We start from the raw sequence: 22652 nt of genomic DNA on the forward strand, positions 1-22652 counted from the left end.
CCCCGTGACATACCCCCCGCTAGTTATGCTTCCGGCCCTAGGTGCCGATTCCCGCCTGTGGCAGCCGGTCATTGACGAACTCGGCGCCGAGTTCGACTGCACAGTCATTCGGGGCGAAGGGAAGACGCTTGAGGCAATGGCAGACCATGTCCTGTCCAAAGCACCCAAGGAATTCATCCTCGTCGGGATCTCGATGGGCGGGTACCTGGCCCTTGAAATCGCACTGCGGAACACCGGCAGAGTGAAGGCGCTGGCGTTGTTCAACACCTCGGCCATCGCCGCGCCCGAGGACCGCCGACAAAACTCGGTCAACCTAATCTCGCTTGTCGAATCCGGCGGCTTTCAGACGGCAATCGATCGCACGACTCCGGTAGTATCACGGGGCATTCCCGAGATCCAGCGCCTCGCAGCAGCGATGACCAAAGAACTCGGCCCAGGGGTGTTCATTGACCAGCAGCGCGCCGTCCTTGGCCGTTCGGACCGACGTGCGGAACTAAACACCATCACATGCCCCGCCCTCGTTGTCGGCAGCACCGAGGACACCATCACCCCGTCGAAGCTAAGCCAAGACCTGGCACACCGGCTCCCTGGCGCGCGGCTTGTCTTTATCACGGGCAGTGGGCACTTCACCCCGCTGGAAAAGCCGGTGGAGGCCGCGGCTGCGCTGGCTGATTTCATTCGTGCTGTAACAGAAGATGCAGCCCAGGATACCGGGAAGATTGCCATCACATAATTCCTGCTCACTGGGCACTAGTCTCACGCTCGTCCCAGACCCGCCACAGTTGCCAAATCTAAGGAAATGTCCACCATGACCACAGACCCGGGGCCTGAATCGCTCACCGCCGCTGTCATCGGCAGCTTCAAAAACACGCCCGATCAACGGTTGAAAGCCCTGCTGGAAAGCCTCACGCACCACCTTCACGAGTTTGTCCGCGAAGTGGCCCCGAGCATCCAGGAGTGGGAAGCAGCCATTGACTTCCTCACAGCCACCGGGCAGAAATGCGACGACGTAAGGCAGGAATTCATCCTGCTCTCCGATGTGCTCGGCGTCTCGATGCTGGTCGAAACGATCAACGACGAAGAAACCCCGGACGCAACGGATTCAACGGTTCTCGGCCCCTTTCACATGGTTCAGTCACCGGAACGGGTTCTAGGCGAGAACATCTCCGCCGAGAGCGAAGGCGACGTCTGCGTCGTCCGAGGACGCATCACTTCGGTGACCGGGGAACCGGTGCCCTGGGCCAGGATCGATGTCTGGCAGGCCAACACCAAAGGCTTCTACGACGTCCAACAGCCCGGCATCCAAACCATCGGCAACGGGCGGGGCCTGTTCACGGCCGACGAGCACGGCGAGTTCCACTTCCGCAGCGTCATCCCCAGCTACTACCCGATCCCAACCGACGGACCCGTGGGCGACCTTTTGCACGCCACCCTCAGGCACCCCTACCGCCCCGCCCATATCCACTTCATCGTGGCCGCACCCGACTACAAGACATTGACCACCCACATCTTCGTCGGCGGCAGCGAATACATCGGCTCCGATGCAGTGTTCGCCGTAAAGGAAAGCCTCATCAAGCCCTTCACCACCAACGCGGATCCAGAAGCGGCTGCGGCCCTCGGAGTGGCCGCGCCCTTCGTCGAAGGCGTCATCGACATCGTCCTGCACCCCGAAGCCCGTCCCCACGAAGATACCAATGAGACCGTCAAGGAGGTCGTCCGATGAAGGACTTCCAGTACCAGGCCCTGCCGATGCGTGTCACCTTCGGACCCGGCTCGCTCAAGTCACTGCCCGACGAAGTCCGCAGCCTCGGCCTGCAGCGTGTACTGGTCCTTTCCACCTCCTATCAGGAGGACCTGGCCCGGGAAGTCTCAGAACAGCTCGGGGAGCTCAGCGCCGGCGTGCACCCCGAAGCCGAGATGCACGTTCCAGTCGAATCTGCCCACCGCGCACGCGAGGTCGCCAAGGCCGCCGGGGCTGATGGGTACGTCGCTGTGGGCGGCGGCTCCACCACCGGACTGGGCAAGGCCATCGCACTGGAATTCGGGGCCCCCATCATCGCAGTGCCCACCACCTACGCCGGTTCGGAAATGACTCCCATCTGGGGCCTCACCGCCGAAGGAGAAAAAAAGACCGGCCGCGATCCCAAGGTGCTGCCCACAAGCGTCATCTACGACCCCGAACTGACCCTGACGCTGCCCGTGGGCATGTCCGTCACCAGCGGTTTCAACGCCATCGCCCACGCCGTCGAGGCGCTGTATGCCCCCGACGGATCCCCGATCATTTCCCTCATGGCAGAAGAAGGCACCCGCGCCCTGGTCGACGCACTGCCGAGGATCGCAGAGAACCCGGCCGACATTGAGGCCCGCTCCGATGCCCTGTACGGGGCCTGGCTCTGCGGAGCCACCTTGGGAGCCACAACCATGTCCCTCCACCACAAGCTCTGCCATACTCTCGGCGGAACCTTCAACCTGCCGCACGCCGAAACGCATACGGTCGTCCTGCCTTACGTACTGGCATACAACTCCGCACACGTGCCTGATGCCGTCGCCGCCCTGCGACGAGCCACAGGAGCGCAGGAACCCGCCAGCTACCTTCGCCAGCTGAGCCTGGGCCTCGGAGCGCCAGCATCTTTGCGCGGACTCGGGCTCACCGACAACGACGTCGAAACGGTCGTGGAACAGGCCACCCGCAACCCCTACGCCAACCCGCGCCCGGTCACCGGCGACGGCATCCGCGCCCTCCTCACTGCCGCGCTCAACGGCGAAACCGTCTAACTGCCGATCCGACAGCTGCCCGGACGGGACAGGGCCAGTTGGGGGTCCTCGGACCTCGCCAGCAGAGCCATTTTGGCTCCACCTAGGTTCCACTGGGTCCAACCTGACATCGTTGCGGCTCTGGAATCAGGGGTCTTAACACGGGGAAGGGCGCAACCCGCCATTCATTAAATGTATGGGCTGGGGGCAATATTGGTATTTGTGAAATACCTCATACGGTCGCAAAGTGGAGAGCAAATATCGCCAAGGGATTCACGATCATGAACATCCACTCTCAACTCTCAGAACCCAGTTAGGAAGTACGGCTATGCCCCAGACCGCTACGGACGTTGTCATCATAGGCGGATCAACGGCAGCACTGCGTGCTGCCGAAACCGTTGTTCGGCAGGCCCCGGAACTGGATGTCACCATCATCAGTGATGAGGTGCACCTGCCCTATGAGCTGCCGCCGTTGTCAAAGATTCCCTTGAAGGATCACGTCGATATCGAATCGCTCGTCTACCCTGTCGCCCGTGAACTGCGGGAGAAGGGCGTTCATTACCGCCTGGGAGAACGTGCCACGGCCATCGATCCGGCGCGCCGGGTCATCACCACGGATACCGGGCAGATCAGGTACCGGGCCGCTATCATCACGACTGGTTGCGAACCGATAGTGCCCCCGATTTTCCGGGACCAGCAGGACGTGTACGTGTTGCGCCGGTTCGACGATTCGGTGGCGCTGCGCCACGCCGTCGAAGATCGTCAGCGCTCCGTGGCCATCGTCGGCGCCGGCTTCATCGGTGGCGAATTCGCTTCGACGTTGATCAGCGATGGCCGCGAAGTCTCGCTCATCGACTTGTCTGTGCACCCCTTGATCCGTTTCGGTGAAGAAGTCTCCGGTGTCTACGAAGAGCTTCACCGCTACAAGGGAGTCACAACGTTTTTCGGCCTGGGAGCGACTGGGACGATCGAACGGGAAGGCAGCCGGTACTTGCAGCTCAGCGATGGCCGCGAGGTCGCAGCCGATGTGATTGTCGTGGGAGTCGGGGTGCGGCCGGCCGTTTCCTGGCTGGATTCCTCGGGAATCCCGCTGGATAACGGCATCACTGCCGATGAGTATCTCCATACCGTTGACGGTGTGTTCGCGGCAGGCGACGCTGTTTGCTGGCCCAACGCCCGATTCAACGCCACAATGCGCATCGAGCACTGGACCACCGCAGCGGAGCAGGGGCGTGGAGCGGGGTTGAATGCCGTCAAGTACCTCAAAGATGAGCCGCTCGTTCCATTCGTCAACGTGCCCTTCTTCTGGTCGGATCAGCACGGTCAAAGAGTGCAGTGGGCCGGTCATCGGTTGGGAGACGAGCAAGTGGTATCCAACCGGAACGAGAGCGGCGAGCTGTTTCTCTTCCGCAAGGGTGATCTCGTCACCGGTGTCCTGGCCTTCGAACGGCGTCAGGAGTTTGTGCAATTGCGTGCGAAGCTCCGCCAACCCCTCGCATGGGACGTCGCCCTCGGAATCGCTTCGGGATTCAACTCCGCGGTCCGAGAGGTGGCAGTACCGTGACTGCCCAAAGACGGCGCTATGTTTCGTGCCCATGCGGCTCGCTGCTGGAAGGCGCCGATGACGACGAGCTCGTCAGCTCGGTACGTACACACCTGACCGAAGTACATCCAGGATTGGACTACGACCGGGACCAAATCCTGCTCATGGCCTACTGACTCGAGAACGCTCGCCCGCACGGGCGGAGCCATAGGGGGGACACGGCCAGAATGGGTCGAGCGATGCCTCACAGCGTCCCCGCGCTGGCCGTCAAATGAGTCTTTTTCTGGATCCTGCAGAGATAACTGCCTCATTGAATGCAATTCAGGTCGCGTCGTGAGTGGCTGAAGAGCGGCTAATCCGATATCGAAGCGGTCCCTAATTTTTTAATGAAAGTTCAAGATCAATAAGGCATCGCATCAGTCCTGCGATGCAGCGACATCAAAATCAGGAGTCTTAAATGTCAGTCAACCCGCCCACCAGCGGCCGAATGAAATCGGTACTCTTTTCAAGTTTTATGGGAAGCACAATCGAATTCTACGATTTCCTGCTTTACGGCCTGGCCGCCAGCGTGGTATTTGCCCCTCTCTACTTCGCAAACCTGTCTCCGGCAATGGGTATGATCGCATCCTTCGCGACGCTTGCCGTTGGATATCTGGCCAGGCCGCTGGGCGGGCTGATCTTCGGCCCCCTCGGAGACCGACTCGGACGAAAGAAGATGCTCGTCCTGACGATGCTCATGATGGGTGGTGCGAGCTTCTGCATTGGGCTGATCCCGACCCAGGCTGCAATAGGTCAGCTGGCACCCCTGCTGCTGATTATCCTGCGCGTGATCCAAGGTATAGCCGTCGGTGGCGAATGGGGCGGAGCAGCACTGATGGCTATGGAGCATTCAACGCGGGAACGCCAAGGGTTTTCCGCCAGTTTCGCCAACATGGGTGGTCCCGCCGGCGCCGCCTTGGCAACTGCCGTTTTCAGCCTTTGCAGCATGATGCCCGACGAAGCGTTCATGAGCTGGGGCTGGCGGGTGCCGTTCCTCCTCAGCGCAGCCCTTGTCGCCATCGGGCTGTTCGTTCGCCTCAAGGTCGCCGAATCACCGGTCTTCCTCGAAGCTCAGCGCCAGGCAGCATCGTCTTCCGCGCGCCCGCGAAACCCGATCCTTGAGGTGGTCACCAAGTATCCGCGCGCCGTCATCACCGCTTGCCTGGCAACAATCATGGCCTTCGCCGTCCAGTCCCTGCTCGCTACCTTTGCCGTGCCGTACGCCATCGCTTCAGGCCACAGCCGCTCAGAAATCCTATGGATCAGCCTGGCGACCCAGGTGATCCATGTATTCACCATTCCGATGTTCGCAGCACTCTCTGACAGGATCGGCAGGCGCAAGGTCATGGCGGCAGGCGTGATCGGCATGACCCTCATGATTCACCCCATCTGGCTGATGGTCGCCTCAGATAGCCTCCTGTTGCTCTTCCTGGCATTCCTAATTGGCAACCCCGTGCTCCAAGCTATGGTTTACGGGCCCACCGCCGCATACATCTCCGAAATGTTCGGCGCCGAATCCCGCTACACCGGCGCATCCCTGGCCTACCAACTGTCCTCTACCCTCGGCGGAGGTCTCGTACCTCTCGCTGCCACCGCCCTGCTGGCAGCCCGCGGTGGAAATGACCCGGTATACGTCTCGGCGTTGGTCATTGCCATCGGGGTGATCAGCCTCCTCGCACTGTTCGCGCCAGTCCGTGGATACAGGGACAAGACTCAAGAAGGGGCCGCCCATGCCGCCGTATCCGTGGAGTCATGACGGGGGAGAGCGTCCCCCGGCGGGACTTCGCCGGGGGACTCTCTGCCATCGAAGCCGCGGCTGCCGGGAAGCAGGAAGTGACGGGCGGCGGTTTTCCGGCACACCTGTAGCAGTGGGTGAATTGATGAGAGGACCTAATGATCTACGAACATGCTGACCTCCGAATAAATCCAGAAACCGAAGAACAGTTCCTAAAGGACTTTACGGCTGTCAGGCATTTGTTGCTTGAGGCAGCAGGATGCCTTTCTGTTGAGCTGTTGGTAAGTGTCGATACTCCTGCCGCGTATCTGCTTCGGGTGGGTTGGGAAAGAGTGGAGGACCATACAGAAACCTTTCCTGGCACTTTTCAAGGCAACGAATTGGCCAGAGTGCTGATGGCGCATTGCGCAGGTCCACCGAACGTCATCCACTACGATGGTCAGGACGTATCGGCGACGTCATAAGGGCTCATCCTCATCCCTGATAGGCCGCGCGATCCAAGCAACCTAAGGTCAACCGTCAGTTCCAGCAGTCTGCCAGGGCACCCTCTCGGCGGGCGCCGTCAGGCCCTGGCCTGAGGATTTCACGGCTCGGCTCCGTGAAAAACTTCGATGGGCCCGGTTGGCCGGGGTTGCCAGGACTGTAAGAAACGTTGATGCCGTGCTGGTGATGCAAGGTGAAGTCCTCAAGTGATTTCATGACCAACAACAACAACGGAATGCCCCTTTGGTAGTCCGCGGGTCCCCGCTGCCCGGTTGTTTCGTCCACTGGGTCGGGTTTGGAAGGCCTTCCGCCGTGCCCTTGCCGCCTCGGCATGCTCCGGGTCGGTGATAGTCAGACCGGTGCCCCACGTCCCGGCACTGTTGCGGGACATAACAATCCCCCCACTCAATGAGGAGTACCAAAAATGGGAAAGATCGGCACTTATCTCAGAAGAATCTCTAATCCGCGGCGAACTCCGACTAGCACCCATATCCGCTTCCGCCATACTTTCTCGCGCGGAGCGTCCCTGCGCCAGGTGGCGTACCCATGGGCCGGATGGCGCATCGAGGAAAGCGCTTAGTCCGGCCCGAGGACTGAAACAGCCGGTCCCTGCTCGGCCAGACACTATTGGTTACCCCGCCGGCGTGCGCCCGACGACCCAGGACGCGATTTGGGTCCGTGAGGTGAACCCCAACTTGGCCAGGATTCGCTCGATGTGACCGCCAACTGTCCTGGGCGAGAGCACCAGTTCGGCCGCAATTTCCTTGTTACTTTGCCCTTGGGCAACAAGGGCCGCAACCTGTGCTTCCCGTTCGGTAAGTTCCGGGCCGCCCTGCTGGCCGTAAGGACCCAGATATGCGGGTTCGCTTGTACGGCGGATTGCAGGATTTTTGTGCCCCGAGGATGCGTCCGCCCGCGGTAAAACATAGCCGGCCCGGGCCAAGTTCAACGCGAGTTCCACGGCTTGATCCGTTGTTTGTATGGGCCGGCCGTCCAGGATTGACAGGAACCGGGCCTCCCCGAGCTCCTTTCTTACTTGAGCCGCAGTCTGCTCGAAGTCAATTTCAAGCGGTCCAAACGCGGAAATTGTGGTGCCAATCCCTTTCCAAACAGATTGTGCCGCGTGGAAAAGAATCGCTGCTGGTTCGTAGCGGCCACCAGAGGCAGCTGTCCATGACATCTGCTCAATAGTCAGCGCAACGCAGAGCCCATCATGGAAGTCGCGTTGAATTTCCAGGGCGGCGATCTGGGATTGGCGCGCCTCCTCAAGCTGCGCAAGGTGCCACTGGCAAAGGCCCATAACTGCGTGACCGTAGGCGTGGCTCCACCGCTCGCCTCGCTTGCCACTTTCCGTCAGGACCTCCCGGCACGTGGCGATTGCACTCTCTATTTGGCCGGCGTACATCTGCGCCCAGGCCAAAAGGAAAAGCGCGGTGAGTTCTGATGCCAGGTCCTCTTCCCTGCGATGGACGGCTGCAGCCTTACGAAAGAGTTCAATAGCGTGCTCCAGGCGGCCATTGAAGACTTCGCTGAGGGCTTCCCAATGGTCAACATGAGCAGCCAGCACATGATCGTCCAGATCGCCGGCGATGCTGCGGCACTCTGCAAGATACTCGTGGGCCGGTTCACGGTCGCCCTGAAGCAGGGCAACCCAAGCGGTCACCCACAAGGCGCCTCCACGTTCCGGTGTGCCGTGCACCGCCAGGCCAAGCATGCGGTCGAGCCACCGGCGGCCATCGCTGAGGTTGCCGCCGGCGATCCAGTGGTACCTGAGGAGAGCCGCAAGCTGCATGCCTGCCAGTTCCTCTCCCGGCGTGGCTGCTGACCATTCCAGCGCCGAGAGGATATTTGTATGGTCCCGTCTGGCAGCGGCGAGGCGGGTTGCCTGTTCCGGTCCACACCAGAGCGCTACCGTTTCAGATGCCTTACCCAGATAGTGGTCGCGCTGGCGACGACGCAAGTCAGAAGATTCTCCGATGCTTTCAAGCAGTTCTGCGCCGTACTCCCGAAAGGTCATCAGCTGGCGGTACCGCCGTCGTTGACCGCCAGCAAACGGTTCTTCAAAGACGTTTTCGGCAATGACCAGAGACTTCGCTACGAGATGATCCAACAGGTCAAGAACGTCCCGTTTGTTGATCTGGCCAAAACCGCAGACCTCCTCCACGGCCTCGATGTCAAAGCCGGCAGGAAAGACTGCAAGCCTGGCCCACAAAAGTTGCTCGTCCCTGGTGCAAAGTTCGTAGCTCCAGTCGATGAGCGCCCTCAGCGTTTGCTGCCGGGGAATCGCTGCCCGGCTTCCGCTGGTCAGGATGTCGAAGCGCCGGTCCAGCCGTTCGACCAGCTGAGCAACCGATACGGAGCGCAGCCGCGCGGCAGCGAGTTCGATTGCCAGTGGGATTCCGTCGAGAATTCGGCACAGCTGGGCGACAGCGAGCCGGTTGCCCTCGGTGATTTTGAATTCGGCGTCCACGCTCCGCGCCCGATCGACCAGCAACCGGACAGATTCAAAGGCTTCAATGGCACCAGCCTCCCCGTCTGGCACAGAGGGGGCACTGAGGGGCGGTACCTGGTAAATCTGCTCGCCTAAGATCCCCAAAGGCTCCCTGCTCGTGGCGATGACACGCAGTTCTGGTGCGACGTCCAACAGCCTGGCCGCCAGTGCCGATACCGCGTCCAGAAGATGCTCACAGTTGTCCAGGACCAGGAGCAGCTGTCGTTCCTGGACGTGGTCCGCAATCCTCTCCGCGGGGGACCGGTTTGACTGGTCGGAAAGTCGGAGGGCGGCGGCAACCTGGGAGCCGACCAGGGAATTGTCATCCAAAGCCGCGAGTTCAACGATCCAGACACCGTCGCGAAACGCCTTCCGGGTCCGTGAGGACAGCTCGGCGGCGAGACGGGTCTTGCCCACGCCCCCGGGACCGACAAGGGTTAGGAGACGGGAGCGTGACATCAGCTCACGCGCTTCGGCAAGTTCTCGCCGTCGTCCTATAAAGCTCGTCAGATTATGGCCTCCGATGGAGCGACTAACTACTGCGTCAGTACTCATGACCCTCCTGTGATGCAGAAAACAATACAGGTAGAGGATGGGGTCATTTGACCCGTTCTTGTCCCGGCCCTGGGGATCAGACTGGATCCAGTCAAAACGACACTTTGAAGCAAACGGAAGGCAAGCGCGATGAGGCGCAGAGTAGCAGCGACAATCACCTGCCGGCCCAGCGCTGGCATCCGGTTGGACAATTGCCCCGCAGCCCGCTTGTCGGGTTCCCCCCAAGACTGCTGCCATCCCACTGCGGTTTCAGATCACTGGATTGCGGAGGACCTCTGGCCTGACTGCATTGATGGACAGGCCAGCGCTACATCCGGAACCTTCCCGGCATCGTACAACAAATCTTGACACCAACCCTGGTCCCTGCCTCTGCCCTCCACCTAAGGAAGGACAGATAGCGATACGGTCCGCCGCCGAAGTTCCGGGGTCCATCCCTCCACACATTCACACTAAGAAAGAGGCACCATGACTACGACGTCGATCGCCGAACTGTCAGATATTAATGTTCCGGATGCCGGGTTAGTGGCTCGTGCCGCTGATTTAGTGCCGTTGGTCCGGGAGTTCGCCGGGCAGGGTTCTGAGGCCCGGCGCGTGGCTCCGGAGGTGGTGTCGGCGTTGGAAGGTGCCGGGCTTTTCCGCATGCTGGTTCCCAAGCGATACGGCGGCATGGGTGCTTCACTGCGCACAGCTGTGGAGGTTACCAAGGAAATTTCCCGCGGTGATGGTTCCACCGGCTGGGTCACGACACTGATGATGGTCGGGACGGGCTTTGCCTCCACATTTTCCCTGCAGGCCCAGGAGGAGGTCTTCGGGAGCAACCCACTGGCGAAGGTGGCCGGAACATTCAGCCCGGGCAGCAAGAGTGAGCGTGTCGAAGGGGGTTACCTGATCAGCGGCCGGTGGCCGTATTCTTCCGGTTCCTTCGCTGCCGATTGGGCAACCCTGGGGGTTTTGCTTGATGGTGAGGACCCGATGGCGCTGGCCCTGGTGCCAGCCGAGGCCTGGACCATCGAGCCAACTTGGTTCGTTGCCGGGATGAAGGGCACCGGCAGTGACACGATCGTGGTCGAAAACCACTTCGTCCCCGAGCACCGCGTACAGCGCCTCAGCAACATGCTCAGCTCAGACTTCCTCACCCCGTTCAAAGACGACCGCATGGCCAACGTTGCTTTCAACGCCGTCGCAGCCGCAATCCTTATCGCCCCGCAGATCGGCCTGGCCCGGCACGCGCTGGAAATCACCGTGGCCAAGCTGCCTGGCAAACCAGTGGCCTACACAATGTACGACAACGCCAAGAATTCCCCCACCCATCAGCTCGCCGTCGCGAAGGCCGCCACCAACCTTCACATCTCAGAACTGCTCCTGAACCGGATGTGCCTTGACATCGACACGGCAGCCGATGCCGGCCAGCAACTGGACCTGCCCACCCGCGCCCGTATCCGTAACGACACCGGCATTATCGCCGAACTGATCGGGCAGGCCATCGATGCATTGATGACCGCCAACGGTGCCGGCTCGTTCGCAGAAGCCAACGTCCTGAACCAGATCTGGCGCGACTCAGAAATCGCAGCCCGGCACGCCTTCGTCACCCCAGAAATCGGCAAAGAAGCCTACGGCCGGGTCCTGATGGGCCTGGAACCAACCATCAACCTCTAAGGCAGGGCCAAAATGTCCACCCCCACTATCCCCCCAGCACCAGCTGAAGACCCGGCACGAACCTACCGGCGCGTCCTCGGGCACGTCCCGACCAGCGTCGCGGTCGTTACCGCCGGCACCAGGTCCGGGCCCGTCGGCATGACCGTAGGCTCCTTCACTTCAGTCTCACTGGAACCGCCCCTGGTCGCCTTCTTCGTAGACAAGGCCTCCAAAACATGGCCCCGCCTTTACGAAGCCAGCCACTTTGGCGTCAGCATTCTCGGCCAAGACCAAACCGCCCTCTGCAAAGCCTTCTCCCGCCGCTCCGAAGACCGCTTCAACGAAGTGGACTGGACCGCCTCCGACCGCGGCGTCCCGCTACTGAACGACGCCATCGTCACCCTTGAATGCACGCGCTACAAAATCGATCTCATCGGTGACCACTACCAAGTCGTCGGACGGGTCGAATCCCTCGAGCTACGCGCCACCAACCCACCCCTGATCTTCCTCCAAGGCAACTTCCTCAACCTCACCGTCTAGCGGCAATGGACCGCGCGGGAAGGCCCCGGCGTACCAATCCCCGAGAACCAGACGGGTACGAGCAGGGCCAGCATGCTGGTTCCCTAACGCTGCCGCTGCCCCCTGTTTGACGATCTCTTCGTTCACACCACACATTTAGCAAGGAGAACACATGTCACTCATCGTTGAGCGACCCAACGACCTGGACCGGAAGCGCTTTTTCATTGACGGTGACTGGGCCACCCCCAGAACGGGCCGCACGCAGGACCAAGTAGAAGCAGCGACCGGCGAAGTAATTGGAACAGCAGCCCTGGGTTCGGCAGCAGACATTGATGCAGCAGTGAGGGCCGCCCGCCGTGCCCTCGACGAGGGGCCCTGGGGCCGAACGACTGCAGCAGAACGCGCGGCCATGCTTCGCAAGTTTGCCGATGAATTGGACCTTCGATCCACAACCACTTCCGAACTGGTCAGCCGCGAAAACGGCATGCCCATTGGCCTGTCACAGATGTTGAACGGTGGAGCGCCAGCGGCGCTACTGAGAATCTACGCCGACGTTGTCGAGAACATCGCCCTGGAGGAGGTGCGCGTCAGTCAGGCCGGCTCAACCATTGTCCGCCGGGAGCCCGTGGGCGTGGTCGGCGCCATCGCGCCCTGGAACTTTCCGCAGGCGCTGGCTATGTTCAAGATTGCGCCAGCCCTTGCCGCCGGCTGCACAGTGGTGCTCAAACCCTCGCCCGAAACCGCTCTGGATTCCTACGTCTTTGCCGATGCAGCCAGGGCCGCAGGGTTGCCCGATGGGGTATTGAACATCGTCCTGGGAGACCGTGACGCCGGTGCCGCGCTGGTCTCCCACCCATTGGTGGATAAAATCGCTTTCACAGGTTCAACGGCAGCAGGAAGAATTATCGGCGCTGAGTGCGGGCGCCTGATCCGTCGTTGCACCCTTGAACTCGGCGGAAAATCCGCAGCTGTTTTTCTTGAGGACGGCGATGTCAACACCTTGCTGGCTGGCCTGGACAACGCCTCCTTCCTGAACAACAGCCAGACCTGCACGACACAGTCACGGATCCTGATCGCGCGCTCCCGCTACGCAGAAGTCGTCGACGCGATCGGAAGTTTCGCCGCTTCATACAAGCTGGGTAACCCACTGGACCCATTAGTAACGATGGGACCCATGGCCACACGAGGGCACCTGGAACGTGTTTTGGGCTACATCGAGATGGCAAAAGCCTCCAACGCCCGGCTGGTGACTGGCGGAAGCCGCCCGGCCGACCTTGATAAGGGGTGGTTCGTCCAGCCCACGGTCTTCGCGGATGTTGATAACAATGACCGGCTCGCCCGCGAAGAAGTCTTTGGTCCCGTCATGGCGCTCATCCCGTTCGACGATGACGAGGATGCGGTACAGATGGCGAACGGCAGTAACTACGGCCTTGGCGGGTCGGTGTGGAGCGCTGACGAAGACAGGGCGCTGTCCATCGCGCGGCGGGTACGAACAGGGACCATCGGACTCAATTACTACACCTTGGACCTGGGTGCCCCTTTTGGTGGATTCAAGGATTCCGGTGTCGGCAGGGAACTGGGACCCGAAGGCATCAACGCCTACCTCGAATACAAATCAATCTATGCCTCCTCAAAGTACCTGAGCGCCTGACCTGGAAGAACACCAGAAAGACCGTCATGCACCCTTCACCGGGTTGCCCCGGAAGGAGTACGAGCTGCCATGAATAGTTCAGCCGAGATCGTCGCCGCCTACTTTGCAGGCGTAACAGCCGGTGACGCCGCCGCGGTAGCGGCCTTGTTTGCATCCGATGCGCGGTTGACCAACGCCGCAGGAACACTCGAAGGTGCCGACGCAATCGGACGGATGTACCAAAACGGCCTGAGGCCGGGAGCCATGAAACCAAGCCCCCGCCCTCCGGTGGTGGACGGAGACCATGTAGCCGTTGAGATTGACCTTGATGCCAACGGGACATCCCTCAAACTCGGGGACTTCTTCACCATTCGCGACGGGAAGATTCAAAGTCTGGCTATCTACAGCCTCACGCCAACCGACGCGGGTGTCTTCAATGACGTGGGCATAGACCCCGCCCACTAGCCCGGTTTTATCACCTCTAGCACCTACACCCGTAAGACGCCCTGAGTTTCAGGCAAATTACCAGGAGAGCACATGAAAATAGCTGTTTTCGGACCCCATCGACGGGTCGGCGTCATTCAGGACGACAAAGTCGTCGACGCCAACAGTGCCTACGCCAAGTATCTGGCGGAAACGACAGATGCTGTCCGGCCGCAGGCACAGGCCGATGCTGAGGTCCCATCGGAGCTTGGTGCATTCATCGCGGAGGGGGAGAGGTCGCTCCAAGGAGCCCAAGCCGCCGTCGAGTATTTGTGGACCAAAGCCGTGGACGATCGCGGGCTGGCGGGGGAGCAGCTCTTCTTTGGACTCGGCGAGACGGAAATGCACGCCCCTGTCGCCGACGGTTCCCGGATCTTCTGCGCCCTTGCCAACTTCTTTGACCATATGGAAGCAGCCAGCAAAAACAGTTCCGGGGATGACACCGCTGAGGTCCTTAAGCGGCTTGTTCAGGGAGGACCGAAATATTTCCTCAAGGACCGGCGGGCAGTATCCGCAAACGGCCAGCCGGTACGCTACCCCGCACGGACCCGCCGTTTGGATTACGAGGCCGAGGTGGCCGTCATCATCGGCAAGCAGGGCCGCGATATTGGCCGGGGTGATGCCCTGCCATATATCTGGGGTTACACCCTGGCCAATGACTGGTCTATCAGGGACAACGTGTCCTTCGGTCCCGACTTCATGCATTCCAAAAACTTTGATACCTCGGCAACCATCGGGCCATGGATAGTGGTAAATGAGGGGCTTGACCCGCAGGACATTCCCATCGAATGCCGTGTGAACGGCGAGGTCCGGCAAAGCGGCAACACCAAATCGATGGTGCACGATTTCTCCGCTTTCATCCAGCACTTATCCGCGGACACGACCCTTTATCCAGGTGACCTCATCAGTAGCGGGACACCGAAGGGAACCGCCGTCGATTCCAGCCAGCAACAAACAGACGGATCACATCCGGACACGCTTTTCGTGAAGCCAGGCGACGTCGTTGAGGTGTCCTCAGATCTCATCGGCACGATCCGTAACGAAGTGACCAGCCCCAGCAATTGAGGTTGCTGACAGAACAGAGCCGGGGCATTAGCAATTGCCCTGACGGGACCCGGACAAGGAAAGATCATCATGAGCGATCAACAGCATAATGTGGGCGGTGTTCTCTACGACCGCCCCTTCAAAATCCGCCGGCTTAACCATTTCGGCATCAGCGTTGAAGATACAGGTGCTTCCCTGATCTATTACCGCGACCTCCTCGGATTCCAGGTGGCCGACGCACTAGACCTGGACAAGTATGACCCGGGCGTCTGGCTCGAGGGCCTGGCCGACAAACACATCTATTTCCTTCGCCATAACAGCGATCACCATACGTTCGTCCTGATGCCAAAATCGTGGGTTGATCACATGGACTCCCCGGCACGCGGCGACCTGACAATCAACCAGATCACCTGGCAGGTGGGCAGCCTTCGCGAAGTCGTTGAAGCCCGCCTATGGCTCGAGTCGCTGGGCAACAAGATCGAACGATACGGACGGGACCCGGGATCCAACTGGCACACATATTTCCCTGATCCCACCGGCCACACCAATGAGCTGGAATATGGCATCGAACAGGTTGGCTGGGATGGCCGCAGCAAGCCCGAGGTTTTGTGGCCATGGGCCAATGAGCACCCGTCGCTTCCCACCAGGTCCGAGGGCAGCGAATTGGCAGCTGCAGAGGCGGACGGAGTCGATCTCACGAGCGGATACCGGTGGGTCGACGAGTTGCCGAAGACCTTCGATGTCGGAGGCGTGCTCCTCTCCCGCCCGTTCAAACCCGTGCGCATCGGACCGGTAAGTATATTCGTCGAGGACGTCGCCGCCGCAGAGCAGTTCTACACACAGCGGCTCGGCCTCGTAAAGAGCGAGGAAACCGTCATCGATGGCCACCGCGCCGTATTTCTCAGGGCAAACACCGAACACCACAGCCTCGGCCTCTTCCCGATGGAACTGCGCAAAGTCCTGGGAGTCAGCGAACACACCACCTTGCTCTCCTTCGGCATCCAACTCGGCTCCTACGAACAACTGCGAGCAGCGCGGAGCTTCCTCGAAGAGCGCGGCGTGAAGCTCCTGGAATTGCCTCAGGAGATCCACCCCGGAATGGATTACACGGTGCATGCGGTGGACCCGGACGGTCACGTCATGCAGCTTTACTACTACATGGAACAGGTCGGCTGGGATGGAACCACAAGGTCACAAGCCCAGCGACGCGTTGTCGACCCCGAGGTCTGGCCCGAAGCGCTGGCCCCTTTGTCTGACACGTATGCGGGAGAAACCTTCTGGGGCCCGCTCGGCTGACACCCGAGTTCACTAGCACGACGGTTCCCGCCAAAGAGGCCGGGAAAAAACACTAGAAAGGAGGCCCTGAATTGGGCCGTATCATCATCAGTGGGGCATCAGGGGATCTTGGCCGCAGAGTCACAGAACTACTTCTGGCGGCTGACCCGGACATCGAATTAACACTTGTCTCACGCACCCCGGAAAAGCTCTACAAGCACAAAACACCCGGCATCCGCGTGATGCGCGGCGACTACCAGGAACCGGACTCCCTCAACGCTGCGTACACTGGCGGGGAAGTCCTCTTCCTTATCAGCGGACTGAATCTTGGCCGCCGGGTGTCCGAAACCCGAAACGCAATTGCCGCAGCCAAACGTGCTGGGATCCGTCACATCGTGTACACATCGGTCGGGGGCGTACACCCCAACAATCCCGCTCTTTCAGCAAGGGACCACTACCAGAGCGAACTGGACCTTCGGAATTCCGGCTTGGACTACACCTTCCTCCGTAACGCGCTGTACTCCGAGATCATCAGCAATATCCTCGTTGCTCCTGCCACAGCCAGTGGCGTCATGGCGCAGGCATCAGCCGACGGGCGCCTGGCTCCAGCGGCCAAAGCCGACGTCGCCCGCAGCGCTGCTAGCGTCCTGCTTCAGGCCGAGAAGCACGTTGGTGCTGTTTACGAAATCACCGGGCCTGAGTTGCTGACCTTCGAAGAAATCGCACGCATTGGTTCGGAGGTGCATGGCACTCCCATAAACTACATGCCAATATCAGCTGATGAGCGGCTGGCCTTTTTTGACTCCATAGGTATTCCCCGGACGTACGACCCCAGCATGCCGCCAAGCGCCGACGGGCACATGTGGGCAAGCGATGAACTGGTCACCGCCGAAGTCGCAATAGCTGAGGGCTACCAGACGATCCTTTCAGGACACGTGAAGCTGATCACGGGGCGCGATCCCGAGCATCTCCGGTCGGTCATGGAAACCGTCAAATCCGTGCCCTATGACCAAATCCCGGCAGAGGTTTCATAAAACCATCCATTCCTTGATCTGCGCGGTAGACGGCTTCGTTCCCAATGACATCAGGGGCGAAGCCGTCTCCATGTTCATGAATGGGCGCGACAAACACTAACAGGCAGGAAAGGAGACCAAGTGGCATTGCAAAACTACCCGGACTGGGAGCGCCTGGTTGGAGCCCTAGTCCAAATCCGCAGGGGCAACCAAGTGATCAGGACCGGAATCGTCGAAAACGTTATGCCGGATTCATCAGTCCTCTGGCTCGCAGCTGACGGCATCAACTTGCGGCAGATGTACGCCGCCGCTGAGAACTATGCAGCATGGGTTGAACCACTCGAGCTGCACGGCGAATCCACGTACCGGATGACCTCATCGAGACTCTATGGTTGACCTGCCCGGCACCACAGACGCAAGCTGAAGCCGCGTTTCAGGTGCAGAATTGTGGGGAGCATTTGAACAAGCACCTGGAGACGAGTCGTGCTCGCTGTGATCTCGCATCAGCCCAATTCCTACAGCGGAGATGCCATGCTCCGCTCCAGCGCACTGATCTCACCCGAGCAGTTCCGTTCTAAAGCTCTCCTGACCCAACGAGCAGCGTGCATGAGTGAAGTCCGTCCTGGTTGTTCCCAGGCGTGGTGGATTTAGTGAATTCGGACGCCATGCCGGGAAGTCTATTCTTCGCGCCAGGGCGATCATAGTAGTCACGGACGCCGAACTCGATGGCGCTACGAGTCTAGAGGTCGTGACGTCTGCGCTACTGCGCTGACTGCAGTGCAAGCATGAAAGGGTGCTCCAATGTCTGCTCGTCATACCTACCCTGAAGAGTTCAAGATTCATGCTGTGACACTGGCGGCAGCTTCTGACCGGCCTTTGCCTGCGATTGCGGCCGATCTTGGAATCTCTTTGACCACATTAAGACGCTGGGTCGGTATGGCGTCTAGGCCTGGCTTGGACAGCGGAGACCAAGGTGCCGAGGCTGCGGAACCATTAAGAGATCTTAGCGGCGCGGGGAACAGGGGCTTAAGTAATCCTCGGAAGTCAAGCAAAGCACCTGTTGTGGAAGAGCTCTGCCCGGTTGCCCCGGACACCGCCAAGACTTTCACGGGCACCGGCAGTTTGGATCCTTCACCGGAAATGGGCGAGAAATTTGGGTCATCGCAATCTCTCGGGCGAGTTCGCACGGTTCTCGGCTCCTCGGCAGAAGGCCGTGAAGATTCGCTCGAGTACTTTGAATACTTCTGCGGACAGCTGGACCGTTACCAGTCCACCCGCAACAATCCCATCGTGAGCGTGGTGGATCACATCGGTAATTACTGGCGTAACTGGCTCCTTATGATCGCTCGTACAGGCCCCTACCGTCCATCCACGATCAGAAGATTGCTCGCTGCGTTGGATCCGACTCACCCTATCTCGCAGCGTATGCTCACTCTCAACCTCCGACTGCTTGAGCGCGACGGTCTTATTGCACGTCATGTCATTGACCATGAACGTAGACATGTCGAATACTCCCTGACGCCTCTCGGCCGTGGCTTATCAGACAAACTGCTGCCACTCATCGAATGGATAGACCAGCATGGAGAGGAAATAGCAACCGCCAGCGAAGCCTTCGACAGGAAAGTTGTGTCACATCAATATCCGACTGACTCCTCATAGGTGCTGATCTTGTTCAAGGGAAATCAGCAGCCACATCCTTTGGCCCCAGGTGCAGGCGCCTGCCAATTTTCTCCTCCCGACAATGTTGCGAGTGACCGCGGCCCGCTCAGATCCTGTATAGGCCCTGGTCCGAGTATCCCGTCCGGCGAGGGGCGAACGGGAACACTCATGGAGTCAAAGTGCGCATCGGCGTGGGGCGGCGAAGAACATCTGCCCTGTAAACCGCGCAGTTGAAGCAGGAGACAAACATTCGGTGCCGGATTTTGCCTGCTGGCAAGGGGACATGAACCCTCTGAACAAGGCTGCTTGCCACTCACAGTTCCGGCAGTGACGAACCAGAGCGGTCAGGTTTTACCCATGCAGTTGGACCTGAAACTCAGCTGATTCAGACCTGGCCAACGTAATCACAGCCCAGGAAGCCGACGGAACAGTAATAGGCTCCGGCCAACGGCATTCCGCCGGCCGGAACCACCCGCGGGCCAACGGTACCGGTAAACCGAACTTTCCGGTCGCTGCCCTGTATCCCGTTCCTGCGCGGACTGTCTTAGGGCTTTCGTAGCTTTTCGCCGTTGGGGGCCGGCACCAAGAACGTGACGAGGCAAGCGGCCGCAGTGATGCCGACTGAAGCCCATAGGGCCGGACCATAACCGAAGGATGCCGCTTGGGCTGTGAAGGGCTGGACGAGTACGATGCCGAGACCGGCGCCAGTGCTGAAACTGGCACCCGTAAGGCCGGGCAGGGCAGCAGGGGCTTCAGCCGGGGATAGCAGGACGGAGAGGCCATTGAGACTGGTGAAGAGAAAGCCGGTATAGGAAATACCAAGGCCGGCCACGGAGAGTGCCACCACAAGTAGATTGGTGGAGAACGTGGCTGCGACGATACCGAAGGCCAGGCTGAATCCACCCCCTAGCCGAAGGGTCATGAGCCATCCGCGTCGGTCGGCGATCCATCCAGCCAGAGGTGCAGCGCATACGCCCAGCAAAGCCGGCGGTGCCAGGAACAACAGCGCCGAAAGGGAAGGGCTTAAGCCGAACCCAAAATCGACGTCTTGGCTGAGAAGCACCACGGTGAAGTTAAGCAGGGCGAACATGCCGGCCAGGGCCAGGGTGCTGGTGGCGATGACAGGCCAGAACTGACGAGAACGCAGGTAACCAATGGCGATGAGTGGGTGGCTGCACCTCTTTTCGATGGTCCAGAATGCCGCCAAGGTTAATACGGTTCCGATGAGGAGTGCGAGGGAGAGCGCAGTGGTCCAGCCCGCCGAGGACCCTTCAGAGATGAAGTATGTCAGGAAAATCAGGAACAGGGACAATGAACCGGCACCCCACCAGTCCATGCGGCCGGGCACGCCGTGTGGTCGGCCCTTGGGGACCATTTTCAGAATGGATATGCCAGCAATTGCCGCCACAGCGAGCACGACCACAAAGATGGATCTGAAGCCAAGGGTTTCGGTCATGAGACCGCCGATGAAGCCGTCGAGGCCACCGACACCTCCGCTAATAGCGGCGACAATACCTAGCGAGATTCCAAAGACTCGAGCGTGCAGGTTTTCTCTGAGGACGATGTAGGCCAGGGTAAACATGGCTCCACCTGCTCCCTGCAGGATTCTGCCGGTGAGGAGGATCTGCAGTGTAGGAGCGGCAATGCAGAGGATAGTCCCTGCAACAACGACCGCTAGGGCTACGAGCATTCCTGACCGACGACCGATGAAGTCGCTCCAGCGTCCGACGATAGGAACAGAGATTGCCGCGGCGAGGAAAAACATTGATTGAAGGGGAGCCGCACTGGCCGGTCCCTCTCCAAAGGTCGCCGCCATCTGAGGAAGCGCCGGGGTCACCATACTGGCGGTCAGCTGGAAGGTCACCGTCGCAACGACCAGGGTAGATATCAGGGCCGCTGCGCGCCAGCCACTGAGCTTTGGTTGCTCTCGGAATGTATTGGGGTTTGCCGTTGAAATATTCACATGGCTCCTTTGTTGGGCCGGATTTCCGGCCTACCTAATCGGATTGCTCAACTGCAACTCCGGCTACGGCCTATGACAGCGCGATACGGCCGTGTGGCGTTGCAGGCAGGTTGCCTCTGGTAGGAATCGCCTGGCCAGAGCCCCTGGGAGCACTCCCTCCACGGGGCTCGGTGTTCTCAGATCTGCCAATACCAGCCGTGGTGCGAAGACCCCCTAGCCTCTGGACTGATGTGGTGGGGTGTCTTGCTTCGATAGATCGTTCTGCGTGCGCCCGACGATGTTCTCTGCGCCGGAGCACGGTTGAACTGACCGGCGCCGAACAGTACGTGAAAGGGGTCTTCGCGGCTCTTGATCGCGGTATCGGGCGTTCCAGGCTGCTTATGGAGTGCGAATGCCGTAGCCAATGGATATGGCTTAGTCCGTTTTTCTCGACTGGTCCACGAGCTGGCCTTCATGCACATAGGATTCGTAGGCTTCGCTGAGATCGATGTACTTACGGAAGTTTCGGAGGTCAGAGAGCTGGTTGGTACGCACGCGACCGACAAAATCAGTGTTCGCGATTTGGGCCCGGCCAACCCCGATAAGGTCGAAGTCACCTGCCGTGAGGCCGCGACGTACCCGAGCGAGGTCCTGCTCCACCTGGAGCTCAGGCTCCCGATCATCGAAGATGTCCTGAGCAAGATCCGTACTTAGACCGACACTGCCTATGGCGATGACAGGGACAGTCGTCATGGACTTCACCCACGATGCCAAGCTGCGCTCTGGATCCAACTCAGGCCACGCCGGCGCATCAAATCGACGCGTAGAGACGTGGAAGAGGTTCACCCCAGCGCCTTCAAGGCGCTGGATAAACGGCCGGAGGTCATCAGGCTGGTCCGCGATCCTGGCCCGATAATCTACTTCCTTCCACTGGGAGAACCGCAGTGAAATGATAAATTCGGGACCGGTTGCCTCACGAATAGCTTTAACAATCTCCTCAGGGAAGCGAGTGCGTTCATCTAAACTCTTACCGCCATACTCATCATCGCGCTTATTGGTCTCGTGCCATAAAAATAGGTCCAAAAGATAGCCATGAGCACAATGCAATTCGATGCCATGCGCACCTACCTCTTGCGCAATAATGGCACTCTGGACATATGCCGCCTTTGTTTCCTCGAGTTCCTGCCTCGTCATGGCCAACCCATTTGTGCGGCCTTCCTGGACTAAGCCCGAGGGACTTAGTGAAGGGTGTTCCGGATATGGGTTGGGGACACCATCAAGTACCAGCCGCAACGCACCGGGATGCCAAAGCTGCATGAGAAAAACCGCACCAGTCTCCACTACGGCGGTGGCGACACGCCTCCAGCCCTGTACAGTCGCTTCGCCGATGATGCCGAAGACTGGTTGCCAATAGGCAGCAGGATGGTCGGGGGCGGCTCCTTCGGCAATTATCAGACCTGCGCCATTTTCAGCGCACTTTCGCAGGGTATCGGCCATGCCGGGCGTGGGAGCGTAGTCGCGCGTTTTTCGTTGCATCGCCGGCAACACGAATCGATTTCTAATTGTTTTTCCGTTTATCCGCAATGGAGCGAACAGGGGATCAGGACCGGGAGTTGTAGACATGCTATTACACCTCTTCATTGAGTGTGATTGGAATTCCTCATACTCTACTGGTCGCATTCAGAGCCTACAATTAGGCACATTTTTGTTCCCTTGCATGCACCCCGTATCGGTGCAAACTACAATTTGACGCGCAACGTCGGTTTCGATTGATTCCCCAAGTGAGACCATAAAGGGAGCCGCGCCAGGGCACGTGGAGTACTGTCACCCGGAGTTCCACCGCCGGCGTAGG

General features: G+C 59.8%; 19 protein-coding genes. 16 read left to right on the plus strand and 3 right to left on the minus strand.

Translation table 11 applies throughout. The annotated features are described in order from the left end of the window. The first annotated feature begins 4 nt into the window (after window positions 1-4). The 7 genes from M1D32_RS20220 to M1D32_RS20250 all read left to right on the plus strand — a co-directional run bounded on the left by M1D32_RS20220 (window position 5) and on the right by M1D32_RS20250 (window position 6535). On the plus strand, window positions 5-733 hold the full coding sequence (locus tag M1D32_RS20220; protein WP_458782386.1) for an alpha/beta fold hydrolase: 729 nt from the start codon (window positions 5-7) through the stop codon (window positions 731-733). Window positions 734-808: 75 nt separating this feature from the next. Next, window positions 809-1723, plus strand: coding sequence for a dioxygenase family protein (locus M1D32_RS20225; protein WP_458782387.1), 915 nt, complete (start codon window positions 809-811; stop codon window positions 1721-1723). After that, complete coding sequence (locus M1D32_RS20230; protein WP_458782388.1) at window positions 1720-2775, plus strand: maleylacetate reductase; 1056 nt, start codon at window positions 1720-1722, stop codon at window positions 2773-2775. Before M1D32_RS20225 ends, M1D32_RS20230 begins: the two co-directional genes overlap by 4 nt. 307 nt (window positions 2776-3082) lie before the next feature. Then, window positions 3083-4318: an NAD(P)/FAD-dependent oxidoreductase gene (locus M1D32_RS20235; RefSeq protein ID WP_458782389.1), complete on the plus strand. Its 1236-nt coding sequence runs from the start codon at window positions 3083-3085 to the stop codon at window positions 4316-4318. Further along, complete coding sequence (locus M1D32_RS20240; protein ID WP_458782390.1) at window positions 4315-4473, plus strand: hypothetical protein; 159 nt, start codon at window positions 4315-4317, stop codon at window positions 4471-4473. The genes M1D32_RS20235 and M1D32_RS20240 overlap by 4 nt, the downstream gene beginning before the upstream one ends. A 281-nt stretch (window positions 4474-4754) precedes the next feature. Next, window positions 4755-6092 carry an MFS transporter gene (locus M1D32_RS20245; RefSeq protein ID WP_458782391.1) on the plus strand — a complete coding sequence of 446 codons (1338 nt, stop codon included), beginning with the start codon at window positions 4755-4757 and terminating at the stop codon, window positions 6090-6092. 137 nt (window positions 6093-6229) lie between these two features. Beyond that, entirely contained in the window at window positions 6230-6535 is a 306-nt protein-coding gene (locus tag M1D32_RS20250) for an antibiotic biosynthesis monooxygenase family protein (protein WP_458782392.1), read from the plus strand. Window positions 6536-7185: 650 nt separating this feature from the next. On the opposite strand, the gene M1D32_RS20255 is transcribed toward M1D32_RS20250, so the two are convergent. Next, on the minus strand, window positions 7186-9504 hold the full coding sequence (locus M1D32_RS20255; RefSeq protein ID WP_458782393.1) for a LuxR C-terminal-related transcriptional regulator: 2319 nt from the start codon (window positions 9502-9504) through the stop codon (window positions 7186-7188). 561 nt (window positions 9505-10065) lie between these two features. Between M1D32_RS20255 and M1D32_RS20260 the strand changes: the two genes are divergently transcribed. From M1D32_RS20260 to M1D32_RS20300, 9 genes are all read left to right on the plus strand, one after another. Beyond that, on the plus strand, window positions 10066-11256 hold the full coding sequence (locus M1D32_RS20260) for an acyl-CoA dehydrogenase family protein (protein ID WP_458782394.1): 1191 nt from the start codon (window positions 10066-10068) through the stop codon (window positions 11254-11256). A 12-nt stretch (window positions 11257-11268) separates the two neighbouring features. Beyond that, a complete protein-coding gene (locus M1D32_RS20265; RefSeq protein ID WP_458782395.1) occupies window positions 11269-11775 on the plus strand; it encodes a flavin reductase family protein in 507 nt (168 codons plus the stop codon). 151 nt (window positions 11776-11926) lie between these two features. Next, the gene (locus tag M1D32_RS20270; RefSeq protein WP_458782396.1) at window positions 11927-13405 is read left to right on the plus strand and encodes an aldehyde dehydrogenase; all 1479 of its coding nucleotides are present in this window, start codon (window positions 11927-11929) and stop codon (window positions 13403-13405) included. 69 nt (window positions 13406-13474) lie between these two features. Continuing rightward, complete coding sequence (locus M1D32_RS20275) at window positions 13475-13849, plus strand: nuclear transport factor 2 family protein (RefSeq protein ID WP_458782397.1); 375 nt, start codon at window positions 13475-13477, stop codon at window positions 13847-13849. 72 nt (window positions 13850-13921) lie between these two features. Beyond that, on the plus strand, window positions 13922-14932 hold the full coding sequence (locus M1D32_RS20280) for a fumarylacetoacetate hydrolase family protein (RefSeq protein WP_458782398.1): 1011 nt from the start codon (window positions 13922-13924) through the stop codon (window positions 14930-14932). 69 nt (window positions 14933-15001) lie between these two features. Continuing rightward, window positions 15002-16207 (plus strand): VOC family protein, encoded by a 1206-nt coding sequence (locus tag M1D32_RS20285; protein ID WP_458782399.1) that lies wholly within the window; start codon window positions 15002-15004, stop codon window positions 16205-16207. A gap of 71 nt (window positions 16208-16278) precedes the next feature. Then, on the plus strand, window positions 16279-17220 hold the full coding sequence (locus M1D32_RS20290) for an SDR family oxidoreductase (RefSeq protein WP_458782400.1): 942 nt from the start codon (window positions 16279-16281) through the stop codon (window positions 17218-17220). 120 nt (window positions 17221-17340) lie between these two features. Next, window positions 17341-17595, plus strand: coding sequence for a hypothetical protein (locus M1D32_RS20295; protein WP_458782401.1), 255 nt, complete (start codon window positions 17341-17343; stop codon window positions 17593-17595). A 405-nt stretch (window positions 17596-18000) separates the two neighbouring features. Further along, window positions 18001-18858, plus strand: coding sequence for a winged helix-turn-helix transcriptional regulator (locus M1D32_RS20300; protein ID WP_458782402.1), 858 nt, complete (start codon window positions 18001-18003; stop codon window positions 18856-18858). A 544-nt stretch (window positions 18859-19402) separates the two neighbouring features. Here M1D32_RS20300 and M1D32_RS20305 read toward each other — a convergent pair. Further along, window positions 19403-20821, minus strand: coding sequence for an MFS transporter (locus tag M1D32_RS20305; RefSeq protein ID WP_458782403.1), 1419 nt, complete (start codon window positions 20819-20821; stop codon window positions 19403-19405). Window positions 20822-21235: 414 nt separating this feature from the next. After that, window positions 21236-22423, minus strand: a complete 1188-nt coding sequence (locus M1D32_RS20310) for an oxidoreductase (RefSeq protein WP_458782404.1) — start codon at window positions 22421-22423, stop codon at window positions 21236-21238. Between the last annotated feature and the right edge of the window lie 229 nt (window positions 22424-22652).

Source organism: Arthrobacter sp. D3-16, from assembly GCF_054408515.1.